At 64.1% G+C, this 19,569-nt stretch carries 18 protein-coding genes and 1 pseudogene; 13 read left to right on the top strand and 6 right to left on the bottom strand.

The window, feature by feature from the left end; translation table 11 throughout:
• The first annotated feature begins 170 nt into the window (after window positions 1-170).
• The 12 genes and pseudogenes from gspG (at window position 171) to ACI3KQ_RS10110 (ending at window position 10,222) form a co-directional block, all read left to right on the top strand.
• Window positions 171-617 (top strand): type II secretion system major pseudopilin GspG, encoded by a 447-nt coding sequence (gene gspG / locus ACI3KQ_RS10165; RefSeq protein ID WP_404957411.1) that lies wholly within the window; start codon window positions 171-173, stop codon window positions 615-617.
• Window positions 589-1,107 (top strand): GspH/FimT family pseudopilin, encoded by a 519-nt coding sequence (locus tag ACI3KQ_RS10160; RefSeq protein WP_404957235.1) that lies wholly within the window; start codon window positions 589-591, stop codon window positions 1,105-1,107. The genes gspG and ACI3KQ_RS10160 overlap by 29 nt, the downstream gene beginning before the upstream one ends.
• 82 nt (window positions 1,108-1,189) lie before the next feature.
• Window positions 1,190-1,534, top strand: a pseudogene (gene gspI / locus ACI3KQ_RS10155) (type II secretion system minor pseudopilin GspI); the annotation flags it as partial.
• On the top strand, window positions 1,531-2,196 hold the full coding sequence (gene gspJ, locus ACI3KQ_RS10150) for a type II secretion system minor pseudopilin GspJ (protein ID WP_404957233.1): 666 nt from the start codon (window positions 1,531-1,533) through the stop codon (window positions 2,194-2,196). The pseudogene gspI and the gene gspJ, both read left to right, overlap by 4 nt.
• On the top strand, window positions 2,189-3,178 hold the full coding sequence (gene gspK, locus ACI3KQ_RS10145) for a type II secretion system minor pseudopilin GspK (RefSeq protein WP_404957231.1): 990 nt from the start codon (window positions 2,189-2,191) through the stop codon (window positions 3,176-3,178). The genes gspJ and gspK overlap by 8 nt, the downstream gene beginning before the upstream one ends.
• Window positions 3,175-4,287, top strand: a complete 1,113-nt coding sequence (gene gspL, locus ACI3KQ_RS10140; protein ID WP_404957229.1) for a type II secretion system protein GspL — start codon at window positions 3,175-3,177, stop codon at window positions 4,285-4,287. The genes gspK and gspL overlap by 4 nt, the downstream gene beginning before the upstream one ends.
• Window positions 4,284-4,772 (top strand): type II secretion system protein GspM, encoded by a 489-nt coding sequence (gene gspM, locus ACI3KQ_RS10135; protein WP_404957227.1) that lies wholly within the window; start codon window positions 4,284-4,286, stop codon window positions 4,770-4,772. The genes gspL and gspM overlap by 4 nt, the downstream gene beginning before the upstream one ends.
• A complete protein-coding gene (gspN, locus tag ACI3KQ_RS10130) occupies window positions 4,769-5,491 on the top strand; it encodes a type II secretion system protein N (protein ID WP_404957225.1) in 723 nt (240 codons plus the stop codon). Before gspM ends, gspN begins: the two co-directional genes overlap by 4 nt.
• On the top strand, window positions 5,488-6,237 hold the full coding sequence (locus ACI3KQ_RS10125; protein ID WP_404957223.1) for a prepilin peptidase: 750 nt from the start codon (window positions 5,488-5,490) through the stop codon (window positions 6,235-6,237). The genes gspN and ACI3KQ_RS10125 overlap by 4 nt, the downstream gene beginning before the upstream one ends.
• Window positions 6,238-6,370: 133 nt before the next feature.
• A complete protein-coding gene (locus ACI3KQ_RS10120; protein ID WP_404957221.1) occupies window positions 6,371-7,495 on the top strand; it encodes a glycosyltransferase family 2 protein in 1,125 nt (374 codons plus the stop codon).
• Window positions 7,450-8,958, top strand: coding sequence for a hypothetical protein (locus tag ACI3KQ_RS10115; RefSeq protein ID WP_404957219.1), 1,509 nt, complete (start codon window positions 7,450-7,452; stop codon window positions 8,956-8,958). The genes ACI3KQ_RS10120 and ACI3KQ_RS10115 overlap by 46 nt, the downstream gene beginning before the upstream one ends.
• Before the next feature lie 58 nt (window positions 8,959-9,016).
• Entirely contained in the window at window positions 9,017-10,222 is a 1,206-nt protein-coding gene (locus ACI3KQ_RS10110) for a hypothetical protein (protein WP_404957217.1), read from the top strand.
• Between the two features lie 12 nt (window positions 10,223-10,234).
• Here ACI3KQ_RS10110 and ACI3KQ_RS10105 read toward each other — a convergent pair whose 3' ends face one another.
• The 4 genes from ACI3KQ_RS10105 to ACI3KQ_RS10090 are packed head-to-tail and all read right to left on the bottom strand — an operon-like array spanning window position 10,235 to window position 15,498.
• Entirely contained in the window at window positions 10,235-11,902 is a 1,668-nt protein-coding gene (locus ACI3KQ_RS10105; protein WP_404957215.1) for a hypothetical protein, read from the bottom strand.
• Complete coding sequence (locus ACI3KQ_RS10100; protein WP_404957213.1) at window positions 11,883-12,839, bottom strand: lysylphosphatidylglycerol synthase transmembrane domain-containing protein; 957 nt, start codon at window positions 12,837-12,839, stop codon at window positions 11,883-11,885. The genes ACI3KQ_RS10105 and ACI3KQ_RS10100 overlap by 20 nt, the downstream gene beginning before the upstream one ends.
• Window positions 12,839-14,449 (bottom strand): hypothetical protein, encoded by a 1,611-nt coding sequence (locus ACI3KQ_RS10095; RefSeq protein WP_404957211.1) that lies wholly within the window; start codon window positions 14,447-14,449, stop codon window positions 12,839-12,841. Before ACI3KQ_RS10095 ends, ACI3KQ_RS10100 begins: the two co-directional genes overlap by 1 nt.
• Window positions 14,446-15,498 carry a glycosyltransferase gene (locus tag ACI3KQ_RS10090; protein ID WP_404957209.1) on the bottom strand — a complete coding sequence of 351 codons (1,053 nt, stop codon included), beginning with the start codon at window positions 15,496-15,498 and terminating at the stop codon, window positions 14,446-14,448. Before ACI3KQ_RS10090 ends, ACI3KQ_RS10095 begins: the two co-directional genes overlap by 4 nt.
• A gap of 56 nt (window positions 15,499-15,554) precedes the next feature.
• Here ACI3KQ_RS10090 and ACI3KQ_RS10085 point away from each other — a divergent pair, with 56 nt between their 5' ends.
• Window positions 15,555-16,670, top strand: coding sequence for a glycosyltransferase (locus ACI3KQ_RS10085; RefSeq protein ID WP_404957207.1), 1,116 nt, complete (start codon window positions 15,555-15,557; stop codon window positions 16,668-16,670).
• Window positions 16,671-16,674: 4 nt separating this feature from the next.
• On the opposite strand, the gene ACI3KQ_RS10080 is transcribed toward ACI3KQ_RS10085, so the two are convergent.
• Both ACI3KQ_RS10080 and glpK read right to left on the bottom strand, forming a co-directional pair.
• Complete coding sequence (locus ACI3KQ_RS10080) at window positions 16,675-18,009, bottom strand: lipopolysaccharide biosynthesis protein (protein ID WP_404957205.1); 1,335 nt, start codon at window positions 18,007-18,009, stop codon at window positions 16,675-16,677.
• 40 nt (window positions 18,010-18,049) lie between these two features.
• The gene (gene glpK, locus ACI3KQ_RS10075) at window positions 18,050-19,546 is read right to left on the bottom strand and encodes a glycerol kinase GlpK (protein ID WP_404957203.1); all 1,497 of its coding nucleotides are present in this window, start codon (window positions 19,544-19,546) and stop codon (window positions 18,050-18,052) included.
• Window positions 19,547-19,569 lie beyond the last annotated feature (23 nt).

Below are 19,569 nucleotides of genomic sequence, written 5' to 3'. Positions count from 1 at the left end.
ATATGAATATCCAGATGAAGTTGGTGAGCGACGTGCTCCTGCGCAGGCAGGAGCCTGGTTCAGAGCGTGGGACTGGGCTTTCGCGAGGCACCCGTTTCGCTCGATTGCATTCGCAGGAGTGCGAGTTGGGTGATCGTCGGGGCGATTATTCGGATGGTGGGACTGGGCTCCTGCCTTCGCAGGAGCACGAAGTGCCCAGCGGGGAAAATGGCTTTACCCTGGTGGAGTTGATGGTGGTCATCGTGATCATCGGCCTGTTGGCGACGATTGTTGCGATCAACGTCATTCCGGCCACCGATACAGCCCGCGTTGAAAAGGCGAAGGCGGACATTTCCACGATCGAACAGGCGCTGGAGCAGTATCGGCTGGATAATCTGAGCTACCCTGCACAGACCGACGGTTTGCAGGCGCTGATCAGCCCACCGGCGTCGCTGGCGCAGCCGCAGCGTTATCGGCGGGGTGGCTATATCAAGAAGCTGCCCGATGATCCGTGGGGCCGCGCCTACAGCTATGCGGTGCCGGGACGAAAGGGCGCGTTCGACATCAGTTCGCTGGGCGCCGATGGCCAGCCGGGCGGCGAGAGTGAGAATGCGGATATATTTTCCAGCGAGCTTTGAGCCGACGGTTCCTCCGTTGGCCTTGAGCGAAGTTGAAGGGCTTCGCCGGGCCAAGGGGAATGGCTTTACCTTGATCGAGTTGATGGTCGTGCTGACGATCATCGGCTTCATTTCGGCTGCCGTCGTGATCGCCATGCCCGATCCGCGCGGGCGGGTGGTGGACGATGCTGATCGCTTTGCGGCGCGCGTCGCCGCCGCGCGCGATGAAGCGGTCGTCACGTCCCGCCCCATGGGCGTGTGGGTTTCCGCGTCGGGATATGGCTTTCAGCGTCGTGAGGGGCGGCAATGGGTGGCTGTGGAGGACAAGCCATTTGTCAGCGCCAACTGGAAGCCCGGCACGCGCGCGCTGGTGGGGAAGGACGGGCGGCAGCAGATCGGGTTCGATGGAACGGGCCTGCCCACTGACCCCATGACCGTGACGCTGGCGCGGGAAGCGGAGCGGGTGGCGGTGACGGTCGATATGGCCGGGAAGGTCATGGTCGGTGGTTGAGCAAGGGTCGCTTGGGCGTGCCGAGCCGTGCCGTCGGGACTGGGTTCCTGCCTGCGCAGGAACAGGGGGGGGGAAGGACGCGGGGTTTACGCTGCTGGAGATGCTGGTTGCGTTGGCGGTGTTCAGTCTGGCCGCGCTGGCGCTTGTGCGGTTGCAGGGGGTGACTTTGCGGACGGCGGCGGATTTGGACAGCAAGGCGCTGGGGCAGATCGTCGCGCGCAACCTGATGGTGGATATGCAGACCGACCCCGCACCGCCATCGCTGGGCACCCAAGAGGGGGAAGTGGACAATGGTGGCCGTCGCTGGCGCTGGGAGCGCGAGGTCAAGGCGATGGACGACAAGCGGCTGTTGCAGGTCGACCTGAAGGTGGACGGGCAGGCCGGGTCGTCGCCCGTCGTGCTGAGCTTTGTCCGGGTGATGCCATGATGCGGGGCGATGCCAGCGGATCGACTTTGGCGGAAGGGCAGGGCGGCTTTACGCTGATCGAACTGCTGGTCGCGCTGATGATCTTTGCCATGCTGGCGTCGGCGGGCGTATTGCTGTTGGGAAACAGCGTGTCGGCGCAGGCGCAGATCAAGACAAGGCTGGATGATCTGGCGGCGGTGCAGCGTGCCGGTGGGGCGCTAGCCGCCGATCTGGGACAGGCGGCGCCGCGCATCAGCCGCACCGAAACGGGGACGCTGGCCCCCGCTTTTTGGTCGCATCGAGAGGATGAGGCCGTGCCGGTCATGCAGTTCGTGCGTGGCGGCTGGGACAATCTGGGCGATATGCCGCGGCCTTCGTTACAGAAGGTCGAATATTGGGTGCGGCAGGGGCGGCTGGAGCGGCGCACCTATGTGCAGGTCGATGGCGCTGCGGGCGATGAGCCTGCCGTCCTGCTGGACCATGTCGATGATGTGGCGCTGCGTTTTCGCGATGCGCAGGGGGAATGGCGCGGGGAGTGGACGCCGACCCAGCCCGACCTGATGCCGCGCGCGGTCGAAATGACGGTGACGCGCACGGGCGAACCCCCGGTGACATTGCGGTTCCTGGTCGGACCTGGTCCAGCCGAAAAGCACGTGGTGGAAGGGGAGGCAGCCGTTGGTTGACGGTCCCCCGTCCAATGAGCGGGGCGCGGCGTTGCTGACGGTCCTGTTGCTGGTCGCTGTCATGGCGGTGGTCGCTGCCACCGCGCTGGAGCGGTTGGCGCTGGCGACGCGCATGACCGGCAATGGCGGGTCGATCGATCAGGCGCGCGCCTTTGCCGACGCGGGCGTGGAGATTGCGCGGATCAGGATTGGCGATCTGGTCGCGGCCAATCCGGGAAAGACGACGCTGGCGGGCAACTGGATGGGCACGGCGCAGCCCATTGCGGTGCCCGGCGGGATGGCGACGGCGCGGGTGACGGATGGCGGCAATTGTTTCAACCTGAACAGCGTGGTGGTGGGCGAGAATGAGGCCAATCTGAAGGTCCGCCCGGTCGGCATATTGCAGTTTCAGGCGTTGTTGCAGACGTTGGGCGTGGACGCGCGACAGGCGCAGGTGGCGGCGTCGTCGCTGGGTGACTGGGTCGATACGGACAGCGTTCCACAGCCGGGCGGGGCGGAGGATGAAAGCTATGCACAGGCCGTCCGACCCTATCGCGCCGCCAACCGGTTCATGATCGATGCCAGCGAATTACGGGCGGTGGCGGGGGTGACGCCCGCCATTTATGATGTGGTGCGGCCCTGGGTCTGTGCATTGCCGACGGCGGAGTTGTCGCCGATCAACATCAATACGCTGTTGCCGTCGCAGGCTCCCCTGTTCGCGATGTTGTTGCAAGGGCAGATCAGCGTTGGGCAGGCGCGCGAGCTACTGGCGCGGCGGCCCGTGGAGGGTTACGGCAGCACGGTGCAATTCTGGGCGCCATTGGCGCGCCAGGGGATCAATCCGCTGGAAGAAGTCGGGCAGCAGGTCAAATTGACGACAGGATTTTTCGGGGTGGAAGTGACGGTGGGTGTCGGGGGAACAGAGGTGGTCGAACAGGCGCTGGTGGATGCGCGGGAAAATCCGGCAAGGTTGATCCGCCGCAGTTGGGGAGCGGGCGCATGATTGTCCGCGATGGACTGATCGTCTTTCTGGCCGAACAGGGTGAACCGTTGTGGATGCGCATGGCTGATGGCGCGGTCGTGCAGCAGGGGACCGGCGCGAACTGGCTGGCGGAATGCGGATTGACGGAGTTGCCGCAGGGCGCGGTGGTCATGCTGGTGCCGCCCGCCGCGCTGGTGACGCTGCACTGGACCCGTCATCCCGATCTGCCGCCGCGTCAGGGCCGGGCCGCGGCGCGATTGGCGGCGCTGGCGGCGGGGATCGTGCCCGCCGATCAACTGTTCGCTGTCGCGGACCGGAATGAGGACCCCGCCTGCCCGCATATCGTCGCGGTGGCGGCGCGGGCCGATTTGCAGCATTGGCTGCTATGGGCGCAGCATCATGGGCTGGACCCGGATATCATCGTGCCTGCGGCCCTGTTGCTGCCCGAACCGGATGAAGGGTTCAGCCGGGGCATGGTTGGCGGCGACACGGTGTTGCGGGGGGTGGATTTCGCGCTGCCCGGCGACATTGCCTTGGCGCAGATTGTCGGCGATGCGCCGGTGCGCGACGTGCCTGCCGAACAGGTGATGGCGACGGCGGCGGCCGCGCTGACCGATCCGCCGCTGGACCTGCGCCAGGGGGATTTTGCCAAGCGGGTGCGCCGTTCGGTCGACAAGCGGACGCTGGGCCGGATCATGTTGTGGAGCGGGCTGATACTGATCATTAGCCTGATGATCGCGCTGATCGGCATGGCGCGCGAGCATGTGACGGCGGGCCGGTTGGATGCGGAAAGCCTGACGCTGGCGCGGGAGGTGGCGCCGGGTGCCGACAATCTGGACGTGGCCGAGGCGGAGATGGACCGGCGGCTGGCCGAGCGGGGCGCGGGTGCCTATGCCTTTACCGCGCCGGTCGCCGGGCTGCTGGCGGCGATCCAGGCCGAGCCGGGCGTGTCTTTGACGGCATTGTCGCGCGATCCCGACGGCATGATCCGCGCGACGATGGCTGCGGCGAAGGCGGATGAGATCAATCGGGTGCTGATTGCCCTGCAGGCGGCGGGATTCACGATAACGGCGACCCCATCCCAGGATCCGGGCGGGCGGACGCTGGCGGACATTACGGTGCAATCATGATGGAACGGATGAAGGCGTCGTGGGCCGATCGGTCGCCCCGCGAACAATGGATGCTGGGCGTCATGGTCGCCATGCTGGCCGTGGTGATCCTGTGGGTTGGGGTTCTGTGGCCGCTTCAGGCGGGGCAGCGGTCGGCGCGGGATGCGCTGGCGCAGGCGACGGACCGCAATGCCGACATCAGGACGAAGGTTAAGCTGCTGAAGTCGTTGCCCCGCAATGCTGCGACGAGCGCTGCGGTGGCTCCGGTCGACCAGCTGATCGGGCAGGCGGCTGGCGAGGCGGGGCTGACGCTGGAGCGCGCGCAGGCGCAGGGGGCGAACCGGGTGGAAATCGCCATGGCGTCGGTGCGGCCGGTGGCGCTGTTTTCCTGGCTGGCGGCGCTTGAGGCGCAGGGGGTTCGGGTCGATACGATCAGCGCGCGGCCCTCCGCCACGCAGGGCAGCCTTTCGGTACAGGCCGTGCTGGTGCGGGGGGCAGGGCAATGATGGGGCTTCATCTGTCGCGTCGGGCGCGGCTGGCGCTGATCCTGCTGTTCGCGTTGGGATTCATTCTGTTCATGCCGATGCGGATTGCGCTGGGCCTTGCGGGGATGGAGCGGGTCGGCGTGGCGGCGCGGGATGTGCGGGGCACGATATGGAGCGGGCGGATCGACCAATTGATGCTGGGGACGATGCCGCTGGGGTCGGTGCGCGCGGCGCTTTCCCCGGTGTCGCTGCTGATGGGCCGAGCGCGGTTCGACATAGAGCGGCGCAGCGGCGCGGCGGACGATATCAGCGGTGCGCTGACAGTCGGGTTCGGACGCGCGGGCGTGGACGATGTGACCGGCGCGGTGCCGCTGGGGCGGACGTTCACGCCCTTGCCGATTGGCAGCCTGGTGATGGAGGATGTGAGCGCCTATTTCTCCGGCGACCGGTGCGGCCATGCCGAAGGGCGGGTGAAGGCGCAGATGGCGGGGCAGTTCCCCGGCCTGAACCTGAGCCAGGGGTTGTCGGGGACGGCGAGTTGCGATGGCGACGCGCTGCTGCTGCCGCTGGCCAGTCAGTCGGGCATGGAAAAGCTGAACCTGCGCATCTGGCGGTCGGGCCGCTATGTGGCGGAGATGCGAGTGGAGACGGCGGACGCGACGCTGGCTGACGCGCTGGCCAAGGCGGGATTTGCAGGCGTGGGCGGAGCGCGCGTGCTGAAGGTCGAAGGGACGCTGTGATCGATCCGCTGGCCGCCTGCCTGGGTGGGATCGCCGGGGCGATTGCGGGCAGTTTCCTGGCGACGCTGATCCTGCGCTGGCCCGATGGCCGCAGCGTGGCGCGGGGGCGTTCCGCCTGTGACGGATGCGGGCGGGTGCTGAGCATATTGGACCTGGTGCCGTTGCTGAGCGCGCTGGCGCAGCGTGGGCGTTGCCGGACCTGCGGGGCGGCGATCGATCCGCTGCATGGGCGCGTGGAAGCCGGATGCGCCATCATCGGTGCGCTGGCGATTGGCTTTGCGCCGGGGCTGGTCGGGGCGGGGTGGGCGTTGCTTGGATGGATGCTGCTGGTGCTGGCGGTGCTCGACTGGCGGCATTTCTGGCTGCCCGACGCGCTGACCCTGCCGCTCGCGTTCCTGGGATTGACGGTCGGGCTGTGGATTACCAGCCCGATCCTGACCGACCGGCTGATCGGGGCGGGGGTGGGCTATGCTAGCCTGCTGGCCGTCGCGGTCGCCTATCGCCTGATGCGGGGGCGCGATGGGCTGGGGCTGGGCGACGCCAAGCTGCTGGGCGCGTTGGGCGCATGGTTTGGCTGGCAGGCGCTGCCTTTCATATTGCTGGCGGCGTCCAGCCTGGGATTGATGGCGGTGCTGGCCAGCCTGGCGCTGGGAAGGGCGGTGGACCGGCAGACCCGCGTGCCGTTGGGCACATGCCTGGCCGCGGCGGCGCTGCCGGGATGGTGGGTTTCCACGATGGTCGTTTGAAGGGGATTTTTCTACAGCAACTGTCAGGTTTAACGGTAGCACACTTTGCTTTTAGATGTTTCGGTGGTGGAAAGAAGGATTGTGTTAGCGATGCGCAGCGCTTAGGGCGACGGTCCTGTCAGCGGCGGTAAATATGCACAATCTCAAGACCACTCTTCCTTCTGCGGAGCAGGAATGGGCATCGCCCCGTTACTGCGTAGTCATCCCTACCTTCGAGGAACGAGATAACGTCGAGCCGCTTTTCGCGAAGATTCAGGCTGTCATGCCCGACCGAGGTTGGGAAGTCATATTCGTCGATGATAATTCGCGAGACGGTACGCCAGAGGCGATCTATCGGCTGATGGATCAACATTTCAATGTTCGGCTCATCCGCCGCTTCGGTCGGCGAGGGCTATCTTCGGCGGCAGTCGAAGGGATGATGGCCACCGCTGCCCCTATCGTGGCGGTGATGGATGCGGACATGCAGCATGACGAGGATGCCCTCCCCAAGCTGTTGCAATGTGTTGAAGATGGAGCTGATGTGGCTCTTGGCACACGCTACGCTCACAATGGCTCCCTTGGGTCCTGGGCGCAGAGCAGAGCCTTGATCAGCCGCTTTGCCACGGCCGTTGCAGCGCGCGTCAACAAGAATCCCGTAAGCGACCCGATGAGTGGATTTCTCGCCGTGCGGCGCGAACTGGTTGTCGATCTGATGCCGCGGCTCAGTCTAATCGGCTTCAAAATCCTCCTGGACATATTGATGTCCAGTCCGGGCAGGCTGAAGGTGTCAGAGGTCCCTTATCATTTCCGTTGCCGAACGGCCGGGGAGAGTAAGTTGGACGTCAACGTCTCCATCGATTTCCTGTTGTTGCTTCTGGAAAAGAAAACGGGCCGCTTTATTCCCGCTCGCCTCTTTCTGTTTGCAGCTGTGGGTGGTTCCGGCCTGTTGGTTCACTTGTTGCTGTTGCGATTGATGCTGTCCTTGAATGCATCTTTCGTCGTAGCTCAATCAATGGCGGTGGCGGTTGCCATCGCGTCCAATTTCACCCTGAACAATATTCTGACATATCGTGATCGTCAGCTGCGGGGATGGCGAATGCTTGGAGGCCTTCTGAGCTTTTACGCAGTGTGTGGTATCGGCGCGATTGCAAATGTCGGGGCCGCATCATTTCTGTACCTTGGAAATGAGCGCTGGTGGGTTGCCGGAATTGCAGGTGCGGTCATCGGTGCGGTTTGGAACTTCGTAGCGTCGTCATTCTTCACTTGGCGTCGAAAGTGACGGGCGAGTATCGCGCCGTTCATTGGCGCAATGATTGGCTCTGGCCAGCGCTACTGTTCATTGTCGTGGCGCTGTTGTCGCGCTCACCCATGTTCGGCAATCCCGTCATTCACATTGATGAACAATTCTATCTGCTGGTCGGGCAGCGCATGCACATGGGAATGCTCCCTCATATTGACATATGGGACCGCAAACCCATAGGATTATTTGTCATTTATTGGGCGAGTACGCTAGGCGGCAGCATTTATGTCTATCAGTTAGCCGCCTGTGTGGCCGCGGCGGCGACCGCGTTCATGGTTTACCGGGTTTGCTTGCGTATTTCGGAGCCTGTCGGCGCAACGGTCGCCGGCGTCGGTTATTTGCTGTTCCTGCTTACTTTTCGCGGGGTCGGAGGCCAATCACCAGTATTTTACAATCTGATCGTGATCGCCGCCGTGCTGGGCACGATGAGAGTTTTAGCGGGTCCGAAGGAAGGATCCCTGCTCCTGAAAGGCATGGGCATCATGCTGCTGCTGGGGAGCGCGATTCAGGTCAAATATTCGGTTGTTTTCGAGGGGGTTTTCATTGGCCTTGCCCTGATGTGGCAATGCTGGCGGGAGCGCGCAAGCTGGCTTGCGTTAGTGCTGCATGCGCTCGCCTGGGTGTCATGCGCACTGCTGCCCACAGGCGCGGCGTTGGCCTATTACGCATCGCTGGGAGAAGCAGGCACGTTTATCCAAGCTAATTTCCTGTCTGTTTTTGGTCGACAAGAGCCGCTTTGGGAGGCCTGGCGTCGCCTGGCGATCAGCGTTGCTCTGCTGACGCCGTTCTGGATCGCGGCGGTGGTGGTAACCAGGAAAGCGGCAATCGCCACCGGCCAATTGCGGGCCGAGCTGTACTTCGTCCGTATGTGGACCATTGCTGCAACGGCGGGTTACCTGATTTTCGGCAGCTACTATGATCACTATGTTTTGCCACTCCTGCTGCCCCTCGCGGTCCTGGCCTCACCAGCTCTGGGTAGATCCAGCAAGGTCACTCCTCTCGCCGTCATGCTGCTGCTGACAGGCGGAATTTCGGGTGGCGTAAAGGTCTATTCCGAGTTCAGGAAAGAAGGAAATCGGCAGCAGGTCGAACGAATATCGTCAATTGTGGCCAAAAATCTGAATGGTGGATGCCTGCACGTCTTTGAGGGGCCACCCATACTTTACTCCCTAACGGGAGCCTGCACCAGCACACGCTTTGTCTTCCCAAGTCACCTGAGCCATCGCAAGGAAGCAAGCGCCCTGGGCGTGTCGGTGCCCGACGCGTTGGAAGAGATGCTTGATCGGCGTCCTTCCGTCATCGTCGCCGACGCGGAAGCAAAGCCAAGCAGCAGTAATATGGTGACGAGGAAAATATTGTGGTCGGCCCTGCGCGACCATTATCGTTTTGTCGCACCTGCCCAACTTGGACGCCGAAAACTCCTGATCTTTGCCCTTAAATAACGCTGCCTCAACCGCCTTGCTTTGACGGTGGTCGCCTTCGCCATTACTAGATGTCCGCATGCAGAAATGGGCTAACCCCAATTCCATCCCGCCGGGAGCGGTCATATTCCTGTTCAATCATGATGCCACGCATCAGCTGGCGCACACCGCCGGGATAGTTCGCGCGCTGGCGGGCAAACCCCTGGATTTTCCGCTGGTCTGTGCTTTCGGCACGCAAGCCATCGGGCAGGGTGTCCGGGACATTGTCGGCGAAGAGGCCGCTTCGCGCATCATCTGGTATGATCTGGGGCTTGGCCGGGTCGGGCCAGTTGTGCGGATGATCAACCGGATCGCCCCGACCGAGCGGATGGAGCGGTTGAAGCGGCATGCCGCCGCGCTGCGCAATGCGGCGGTGATCGTCAGCCCGGAACGCACTTGCCTGCTGCTGAAGCGGGAGTGGAAGGGGGGCGGTCCGCAGTTCATCTTCATACCCCATGGCGCGGGCGACCGGTCCGTGACCTATCATCCCGCCATGGCGCATTTCGACGCGATGCTGGTGTCAGGCCAGAAGGTCGCCGACGAAATGCTGAGCCATGGGCTGGCGCGGCCGGATGCGATCGCCATCATCGGTTATCCCAAGTTCGACCTGATCGACAGGGACGCGCGGCCGTCCTTTTTCAGCGATGACCGGCCGACATTTTTATATAATCCCCATTTCGATCCCTATCTGTCGAGCTGGTATGGCCATGGCCACGCCATCATCAACTGGTTTGCATTTAATGCGGGGCGCGACTTCAACCTGATATTCGCGCCGCACATCATGCTGTTCCGCAAGAAGCTGCATATCTCGCCGGAATATCGGGTGATGAAGCGGCGGCCCGACCTTGATCCGCGCTGGCGGGGCCTGTCCAACATCCATATCGACGTGGACAGCGAGCGTCTTTGCGACATGAGCTATACGCTGGGTAGTGACGCCTATATCGGCGATGTCAGCAGCCAGATTTACGAATTTCTCTACCGGCCCCGGCCCGCTTTCTTCATCGATACGCATAGCCGCCCACAGGATGAGGCGCTGCCCTATCTGTCGTGGAGCGCGGGGGATGTGGTGCGATCTGCGGACGCGCTTTTCCCCCTGTTGCCCGCCTATCGCGAACGTGGCCTGCATTATCGTGCGCAGCAGCAGTCGATTTTCGATTATACCATGTCGGCGGGCGCGCAATCTTCGTCCGAACGGGGGGCGCTGGCCATTTTGTCGTGGATGGAGGCGGGGCGCTTTGTGTCCTGATGCGTCAAAGGGTTATGGGGCGGGCTGTTTGAGACAGGACGTGAATATCGCCACCCACTGGGGCGTTTCGATCACCCGGCACGAAGCGGCGCGCAACGGGGCGATGCGGTCGATCGATGGCGCGATGCGGTGTGGCGGGGGCAGGGCTGCGCTGTAGCTGGCGGGCAGGATGCCGCTTTCCAGGAAATGCCGGTCGAAAATGAGGAGGTCGATGTCCAGTCGGCGGACTTCGGCTGTCAGGGTGGGCTGGCGCAATTCAGCCATCGCCATGGAGCTGCGCAGGAGCGCCTGATGCTCCCGATGGTAGCGGCGGTGATAGGGTATGTCATGTTCTGGCGTCGCCAGCACGGTTCGCCCGGTGCGCGCGGGGACGATGGCCAGGTCATCGTCGATCCCCGCGATGCGCGTGCCGCCTGGGGTATTGGCGACCAGCGCGAGCAGGTCGGGGCTGGCTGGATGGACCAGCCGCATCTTCGGCGTGGCGAAGGCGGCCATGCCCAGCAGCGCGGCGATGCCGATAATCGCCGTGCGGGCTGTCGGGCGGGACCGGGCGAGGCGATCCATGCCCCGCGACCACCAGCCGCCGATCAGCAGGCCAAAGGCGAGGCTGCCCATCACCAGCAGAACCGGCTGGCTATAGCGCGCGGGAAGATGGAATGTGAAAGCCACCAGCGCGGCGAGGCTGTAGCAGATCAGCGATGACAGCAGGCTGTAGATCAGCAGCGGCCATGCGGTGGCGGCGTTGGGGCTGGCATCTTTGGCGCGGCGGCCTCCGACGATCCACAGGGCGATGATGGGCAGGACGCTCAGCAAGGCGTTCAGGATCAGGCGGGGGTCGGCATTGCCCTGGCAATTGACGATGGCGGGCAGGAAACCGATCCGCGCCGAACAGAGCCAGGCGATATCGCCATGTTTGTCGACGATGCTGCTGCGGCCATCGAACGCCGCGATGCTGGGAATGTGGCGGGCTTCATCCAGGAGGAGGGTCGGTCCCCAATCGGCAAGGCCTGCCTTGAAGAACAGGCCGGACGCGACGACCATGATCCCGGCCAACGCCAGCATCGTCACGGACTGCCAGCGCGGCGGCCATGGTTTGCGCCAGTCCATAAGGTGTAGCGCGAAGATGCCAAGGCAAGTGATCGCCGGAGCGGGATAGATGAGGCTGGACAGCAGCAGGCCCGCCAGCGTCAAGCCATGGCGGCGGGTGGCCATGCCCAGCATCATCGTCAGGATGAGGGGCGAGGCGAAGGCGCGGGGCGTGCCTGAAAAGATGGAGTCATTGTGCAGGATCGCCGCCATGACGCAGAGGGCCGCGATCAGCTGGCGCGAACGGTCGGCGGTGAAGCAACCGGCCAGCCGCCATGTGAGGAGCGCGCTCACCCCGATCAGGGGGAAGGCGAGCAGGCTGGCGATCTGGACAGTCCCGATGCCCAGCGCATTCGCGCCATACAGCAGCGCACGATAGAGCGGCGGCGCGGCATGTTGCCAATAATCGGCCAGCACATCATGGGGCATGGCGGCCGGGTTGCCGATCCTTGCCCCCCAGGCGAGGAACTGGCGCGCATCGTCCGCCATCGTCCACGGTCCGGCGGCGAAGGCTTCCACCCCATAGCGGGCCATGGTCAGGATGATCAGGCCGACGAAAAGCGTCAGCCCGGCGTCAATCCGGCGTGTCGGCAAGCGCAGCTCCCTGATTACGACGATGCCAATAGTCGCGCATGAACGGTGCGCCCGCGATGGCGGGAAGAATGTAGCGAGAGGTCGCGAGCACGCCCACGGCCGCGCCTGCCGCCGGGGACAGCCAGCCCTGATAGAAGTGGATGATGGCGGCGTCCCTGGTGCCGATGCCCGCCATGGTCAGCGGCACCAGCCCGGCCAGGATCGACAGGGTTGCGAATGCCAGATTGTCGATCAGCGGGACAGTCGCGTGCACGGCCTTGGTAAACAGCCAGAACTGGCACAGATGCGCGCCCCACAAGGCGATTGAAAAGAGGAGCGTGGCCGTCGCCCGCGCCCTGCGCGACCAGAACCAGTCCGTCATGGTGACCCATTCGTCCATGAACCCGGCCAGCTTTCCCGAAATCTTGCGCGGCAGGCGGGCGATAATCCAGTTGAGCGGCTTTCGAGCGAGGGGGAAGGGGGCCATCATAAGGGCCAGTAGCAGGAACAGCCCGGCGACGGCGGCGGTGAACAACCACAGGAGCCAGTCGGTGCCCGCGGTCCAGAGCAGCGCGAACATGCCCCAGAACAGAAGCGCGGCCATGTCCATCATCTTTTCAAAGACGACGAGGGAGACGGCGCGGCCTGCGGGGAAACCATATTTCTGGGCCAGGACCCAGCTTTTGGCGATGTCGCCCATCTTGGATGGGAGGACGGCGTTGAGCGTCGATGCCGACAGGATCAGGCGCAGTGACGCGCCGAAGGGAATGGGCGACCGGCTGAGCATGGCGAACCGGATGGCCGTTGCTATCGTCAGCGGCACCGCGGCGAGCAGGCTGGCGGTCAGCCACATGCCGTCCGCGTCACGAAATACGGCCAGCACGCGGGCGGTGTCGACGCTGCGCCAGATGATGATCAATATGCCAAAGCTGATGGCGAGGCTGAGCAGTTTGCGCATCAGGCGCCGCCCCCGCTGGGCAGTCGCCGTTCGATGATCAGGGGATCGGCATCGCCAAGATGGGCGATGGCGTCGGTCAGGTCCTGCCAGGGTTGGATGTGGTTCGCTTGCCAGACCCGCGCCATGATGGTGGTGGACGATGTCTGGAATCCGGCGATGCCGATCCGCGCGACGTCGCGCCAGCCTGCGTCGGCAAAGATCTCATCCCGGACGGTCCAGCCGGAGCCATCCCAGCGGAGCGCGCGATGGAAACGGAAAGGCGCATCGCGGCGACCAGTCACCAGGATTTTTTGAAGCAGTCGCCGGATCAGGTCGGGGAAGAAGCGGCCAAGGACGATCATGATACAGCGCAGGATGACCGATTTGACCGGCGTCAGCAGCGTTGCCTTGGCCCATGCCATGCGTCCGATGACCGACAGCCCTTCGGGACCCTGGGCGATGTCATAGTCGCCCGCCAGATGCTGCACGGCGGTTTTGCCGTCATGCGTCTGAATCGATATGCCGCTGTCGGCGGTGGCGATCCGGTCGCCGTCGAACAATTGGTAGGCCCCGCCCTGGCGCAGACCGCAATAAAGGGTCTGATCTGCTTTCCGGTCGACCAGCATTCCCGAACGCGGGAAGTAAGCAGAATGTGCGGATGGCGGGGCCGGGGGCCGATCTTCGCGCCATTCCGACCAGCATAGCAGCCAGCTCCATAGATGATGGCCGATGATGTGATCGTCGGAATAGCAGGGCGGGCCGTCGCCTGCGAACAGTGCGGCGGCGCGATCCGTCACGGTCATCGCTTCGGGCATCCATTCGCCAGCTATTTCAAAGCCATGCGGGAAGAAATTTTGCGTGCCCCGGCTGGTGTAGGAGCCGCCGACCGTGCCGTCGGGATGGACGAAATGCGCGAAGAAGCGGATGGCGCGCTGACAGGCGGGGCGTAGGCCCAGGTCGGGACGGCGGCGGTCGCTTTCGGCCAGAAGTCCGATGGTCAGGCTGAGATAGCCAGGGTCAGCGCCGCCATATTCGTCGAACCAGCCTTCCTCATCCTGCCAGGACAGCAGCCGCGTGGCGCGTTCGCGCAAGGGCGCTTCCCATTCGGGACCGTCCAGCGCTGACATGCGGATGAGGTTGGCGACGATCAGCGCTTCATGATTGGACAGGCGGCCCGATTCCTGATGGGTCGCGAGCCATTTCGCCCGTCGCCGGAAAAAGTCGCGGATTTCAGGATCGTCCTGAAGCCCGATGATCGACGCGGCTTCAAGGCAGGCGAGCAGGGAGAAAGCCGCCGCGCCCGCCGCGCGTTCGAACGGGTAATAATCGTCGCAGGACCCGTCAGGATGCGCCGAGCGGGCGGCGAAGCGGATGCCTGCTTCCACAAAGTCCCGAATGGCGGGCGCGCGGTGATAGACGTTGCCCGGTATGTCGAGCGACCAGACCAGCGCCAGCGGGTAGACGAATTCCTGGCTCATCCCGCATGGGAAGTCGATCATCCGATAGTGCCAGTAGATGCGGTCGAAGCAGCCATAGGTCCGGCTGACCGGTGTGCGGTCCAGCAGAGTCAGGATCTTCGGGATTTCACCCAGTGCATGCCGGGCCATCAGGTCGCGCGGGGACGCCGTCATAGGGCGCTGCCATCCTTCATCACGTCATATCGGGCGGTGCGGGTGTCGCGCAGGCGCAATTGCAGGTCGTGGAGCATGCGCCGGTTGATGAGCAACTGTTCGCCCAGCAGCCCCGCGATCCACATCAGCCCCGCCAGCAACAGCAGGCCAGCCGCGGCGATCAGGCTGGGCACATGCGCGCGATCCGTCCCGCCCGCGAACAGCGCCATCCAGCGGATCACCAGCCCGCCGCCGACCAGCAGGGGCGCGAGGCTGAGGTAGAAAAACGTCATCCACGGTTTGTAAATGAAGAAGCTGCGCAGGATTGAGCGGATCGAGCGCAGGATATAATTGTGCATCGACCGCAACAGCCGTGACGGACGGGTTTCGCCGTTCACCCGGATTGGCACCGACGTGATGGGAATGTTCGACAGCCCCGCCTGAATGATCGATTCCAGCGTGTAGGTGTAGCCGTCGAAAATATTGATTTCGAGCGCGGCGGTGCGGGAAATAGCGCGAAAGCCGCTGGGCGCGTCGTGAATATCCGCCTTCGAAACCCAGCGCACGACCTTGGTCCCCAGCCGCTGGAGCTTACGCTTTACCCATGAAAAATGGGCGATGGTGGAAATCGGCCGGTCGCCGATCACCATTTCCGCCCGCCGTTGCAGAATGGGCTGGATCAGGGCCGGGATATCGTCGGCATTATATTGATTGTCGGCGTCGGTATTGACGATGATATCCGCACCTTCGGCAAGGCAGCGTTTGAGGCCCGCCATGAACGCATAGGCCAGCCCCCGGTTAATCGGAAGGTCGACGATATGATCGACGCCCAGTTCCCGCGCCACTTCAACGGTGCGGTCGGTGCTGCCGTCGTTGATGATCAGCCATTCGACCTTGTCCACGCCCGGAATATGCCTTGGCAAAGCAGCGAGCGCCGTTGGCAGCGAGTCTTCTTCATTGAGGCAGGGAATTTGTATTATCAGCTTCATCGCGTCTCGCTCGTGCTTTTGCCGATTGAACCCATTGGCGGGATTGAATATCGCGAAGCCGTATTTAGCCCTGTTTGTCAATCGCCGCTCCGTTACGCCGGAGGGAAGCCGCCTTATCTGTCCGGGAGCCGCGACTTTTGAATTCATCCCTGTCCGTTGCGATCTATCTATATGAACCCAGCGACGGCGGGTTGGACCGGGTCGCGATATTGCTGGCCAACTATCTGGTCGGGCAGGGTGTTCGGGCGGAATTATGGATGGCCCGCGTGGATGGGCCGCTGGCGTCGATGATCGACCCCGGCGTCCTGATCAGGAAGGTGGCGACAGCGTCCACGGTGCGTGGGGTGGCGATGCTGACGCAGTTGCCGGTGCTGCGCGCCATGCTGCGACGCCATCGCCCCGACATCCTGTTTTCGGCAGGCAATCAGAGCAACCTGCTGGTCGCTTGCGCCGCTTTGGGGACGCGGACGCGCGCGGTGGGTCGCATTTCCAACCCCATCGTTCGTCCCGGAACGCGGGGGTTATTCGCGTGGCTACGGCGCAAGAGGTTCCAGCTGACGGCCTGGCTGAGTTGCAGGACCATCGTCATGGGTGGCGCTGACGCTGATCTGCTGGCGGGCAATTGCGGGGCGATCCGCCGAAAGGTCGCGCTGTTGCCAAGGCCGACGGTGACGCCTGTACTGTCGCAGACCGGTGAGCGCCGGGTGCCGTCGCCCCCGGGCGCACGGCGTGAGCTGTTGGCGGTCGGTCGCCTGGCTCCGCAAAAGGACCATCGCACGATGCTGGCGGCGCTTGCCCTGCTGAACGGGCATGACTGGCGGCTGCGGGTGGCGGGGCAGGGGCCATTGCTGGCCACGCTGCAACAGCAATGCAGGGATTTGGGGATTGCCGACCGGGTGGAGTTTCTGGGGTTCGTGGGCGACCCAGCACGACTGGCGGAGCTATATGGCAGTTCCGAACTGTTGCTGCAGTCGTCGCGTTGGGAAGGGTTGACCGCTACGGCGATTGAGGCGCTGGCCTGCGGTTGCCAGCTGGTCATTACCGACTGCACGCCCAACCTGCGGGAGATCGTCGCCGATGCGGGGCAGCATGCGATGGTCCCGGTCGGCGATGTGGCGGCTTTCGCCGCCGCTGTCGATTGGACATTGTCGCGTCCCGCCGACACGGACCGGGCGCGGCAGGCTGTGCGCGCCTATGCAGTGGATGAGGCGCTGGCCGCGCATCACCGGATGTTCGCGCAGTTGAAAGATTAGCGCTTCATCGCAGGTGAACGCGCACCGCCACTGCCCGTAGCAGAAAGCCTGCAAATGTGGCGATCAGCACCGATGTCGCGGTGCCCGATGCGCCCATGGGGGGGAGCAGGATCGCCAGACATGCGCCGAGTATGAACATTTCAATCACGCGGACCATGACCGTCAGCCTTTGGCGGTCGATCGTCATCAACAGGGGGTCGAAGCTGACGCCGGCCATCTCTATCGCGGCTGCGCAGCCCAGCAGCAGCAGCAGCGGGTAGGCAGGCAGATAGGCCGGTCCCGACATCGTCACCAAAAGCCATTCGCCCATGACGAACAGCGCCAGCACGATGATGGTGGCGCTAAGGGCGGTGAAGGCGCTGATCTTGCGCAGGAGCTGGCGCAGCTCACCATGGCGGTCCGCGCCCGTTTCGCGCACATGGCTGCGGGTGGTTTCGGAAAAGATGGCGCGCGACATCAGTTGGGAAAAGGTCGTCATCGCATTGCCCAGTTGCGCGGCAAGCCGGTAATAGCCCGCCTCCGCCGCGCCGACGAACATGCCCAATATGAAGATCGGGAGGCTGTTGATCACCGTCACCAGGCTGAGGTTGATGTTGCTGGCCATCAGGAACGGCACGATGCCGGGAAAATGCTGCTGCGCCCGGCGGGGCCTGGCAAAGCGGATGCGCCCGATATGGCCGCGTCCGTGCCGGTAGGCGAGGATCCAGTAGGTGGTGGACACGACGATTTCAGACGCCGCCCATGCCATCAGAAAGCCCAATGGCGTGGGCATCAGCCACCATGCGGTCACCGCGCCTGCCATCCGCACGATCGGCATCATGCTTTCGGCCAGCGCCGCCGCCGCGAAACGATCCAGCAAGCGGAGCACGCCGACAGCCGTCGACCGCAGCGCCAGCAACACCACCGCCGCATAGCCAAAGCCCATCCAGGCGATATCGGGCTGCCAGCCCAGATATGGTCCCAGCCCAAAGGCCAGCAGCGCCGCGACGCCCAGTCCCGCCATGGCGCTGAGCGCGTCGATGGTCAGGGTCGATCCGATCAGCAGGCTGAGCATGTCCCGCCGATCATCGCGCAGGGGTATCTGCCCATATTTCACCACCGCCTGCCAGCTGTCGAAGGTGATGATGCGCGCGATGAATTGCGCCACCGCGATGACGAGGCTGAAAATGCCGAAGCCTTCCGGTCCGAGCGTCCGGGTGGTGATGGCCAGGTAAAAGAGGCTGAGTATCGCGCCCAGGCCCTTGCTGCCCAGCAGCCAGCCTGTGTTGCGGGCGATGTTGGCAAATGGTCCCTTGCCCGGCGTCAGCGGGATCGACCCTGTCTTCGGTATTCTGGCCATCGCGCCTATTCTCCGAACATGCAGGCAAAGCCAAGCGGAATCAGGATGGTGGGGGCAACATGGTCCGGTGCAGGGCATCGCGCCAGCCCGCGACCAGCGGCGCGCGCTGATCAGCGGTCATGGACGGTTCAAAGCGGTCGCCGGTCGACCACAGCCGTTCGATCTCTGCCAGGCCTGACCAGATTCCGGTCGCCAGCCCGGCAAGGAAAGCCGCGCCGCGTGCTGTGCTTTCCAGGTCCGATGGGCGTTCGACCGGCAGTTCCAAAAGGTCCGCCAGAAACCCGCACAGCCAGTCGTTCGCCGCCATGCCGCCATCGACGCGCATTACGGCAGGGCGCACGCCGGAATCCGCCGTCATCGCGTTCAGCAGGTCCATGGTCTGGTATCCGACCGCCTCCAGCGCGGCGCGGGCAAGGTGCGCCTGCGTCGTGCCCAAGGTCAGGCCGTAAATGGCTCCGCGCGCCTGCGGGTCCCAATGCGGCGCGCCCAATCCCACAAAGGCTGGCACCATGTAGACGCCGTGACTGTCGGCGACTTGGGTCGCCATGTCGTCGGTCTGGCTGGCATGGGTGATGACCCCGATGCCGTCGCGCAGCCACTTTACCGCTGCGCCCGCGATGAAGATCGATCCTTCCAGCGCATAGCAGATGCGGCCATCCAGCCGATAGGCCGGGGTGGTGAGCAGACGGTGGCGCGATGTGATCGCCTGTGGTCCGGTGTTCAGTAGGGCAAAACAGCCGGTGCCATAGGTGGACTTGATCGATCCGGGCGCGAAGCAGGCCTGCCCGAACAGCGCGGCCTGCTGATCCCCCGCAATGCCGGTGATCGGGATCGCGTGGCCGAACAGGTCTGGCGTTGTCGTGCCGTAGACATGCGCATTGTCATGCACGGCGGGCAGGATCGCGGCGGGCACGCGCAGCAGGCGGCACATATCGTCGTCCCAACATTGTTCGCGAATGTTCCAGAGCAGGGTGCGCGACGCGTTGGTCACGTCGGTGGCGTGCACGGCTCCGCCCGTCAGCCGCCACAGCAGGAAGCTGTCGATCGTACCAAAGGCAAGCTCTCCGCGTTCGGCGCTGGTCCGGGCGCCTGCCACATGATCCAGGATCCAGGCGGCCTTCGTGCCGGAAAAATAGGGGTCGAGGAGCAGTCCGGTGCGCGCTCGCACATCGTCCTCCGCGCCGTCGGCCTTTAATTGGGCGCAAAGGTCGCTGGTCCGCCGGTCCTGCCAGACGATGGCCCGGTGGATGGGCAGGCCGGTCTTGCTGTTCCAGATGACCGTGGTTTCGCGCTGGTTGGCGATGCCGATCGCGGCGACGCTGGCCGCCCCACCCGGTGCGTGCGCCAGGGCTTCGCGAGCGGTGGCGACGGTGTCGCGCCATATCTGTTCAGGGTCATGTTCCACCCAACCGGCGGCGGGATAATGTTGGGGAAATTCGGACTGCGCCATCCCCACGCGGCGGGCAGCGGCGTCGAACAGGATGCTGCGGGTCGATGTCGTTCCCTGGTCGATTGCCAGGATGTGCTGTGCCCGCACGCGCCCCTCCGTCACTGACCTGC

The organism is Sphingobium sp. ZW T5_29 (genome assembly GCF_044987515.1).
Classification (GTDB): domain Bacteria; phylum Pseudomonadota; class Alphaproteobacteria; order Sphingomonadales; family Sphingomonadaceae; genus Sphingobium.
This window is presented reverse-complemented; position numbering and strand designations above follow the sequence as displayed.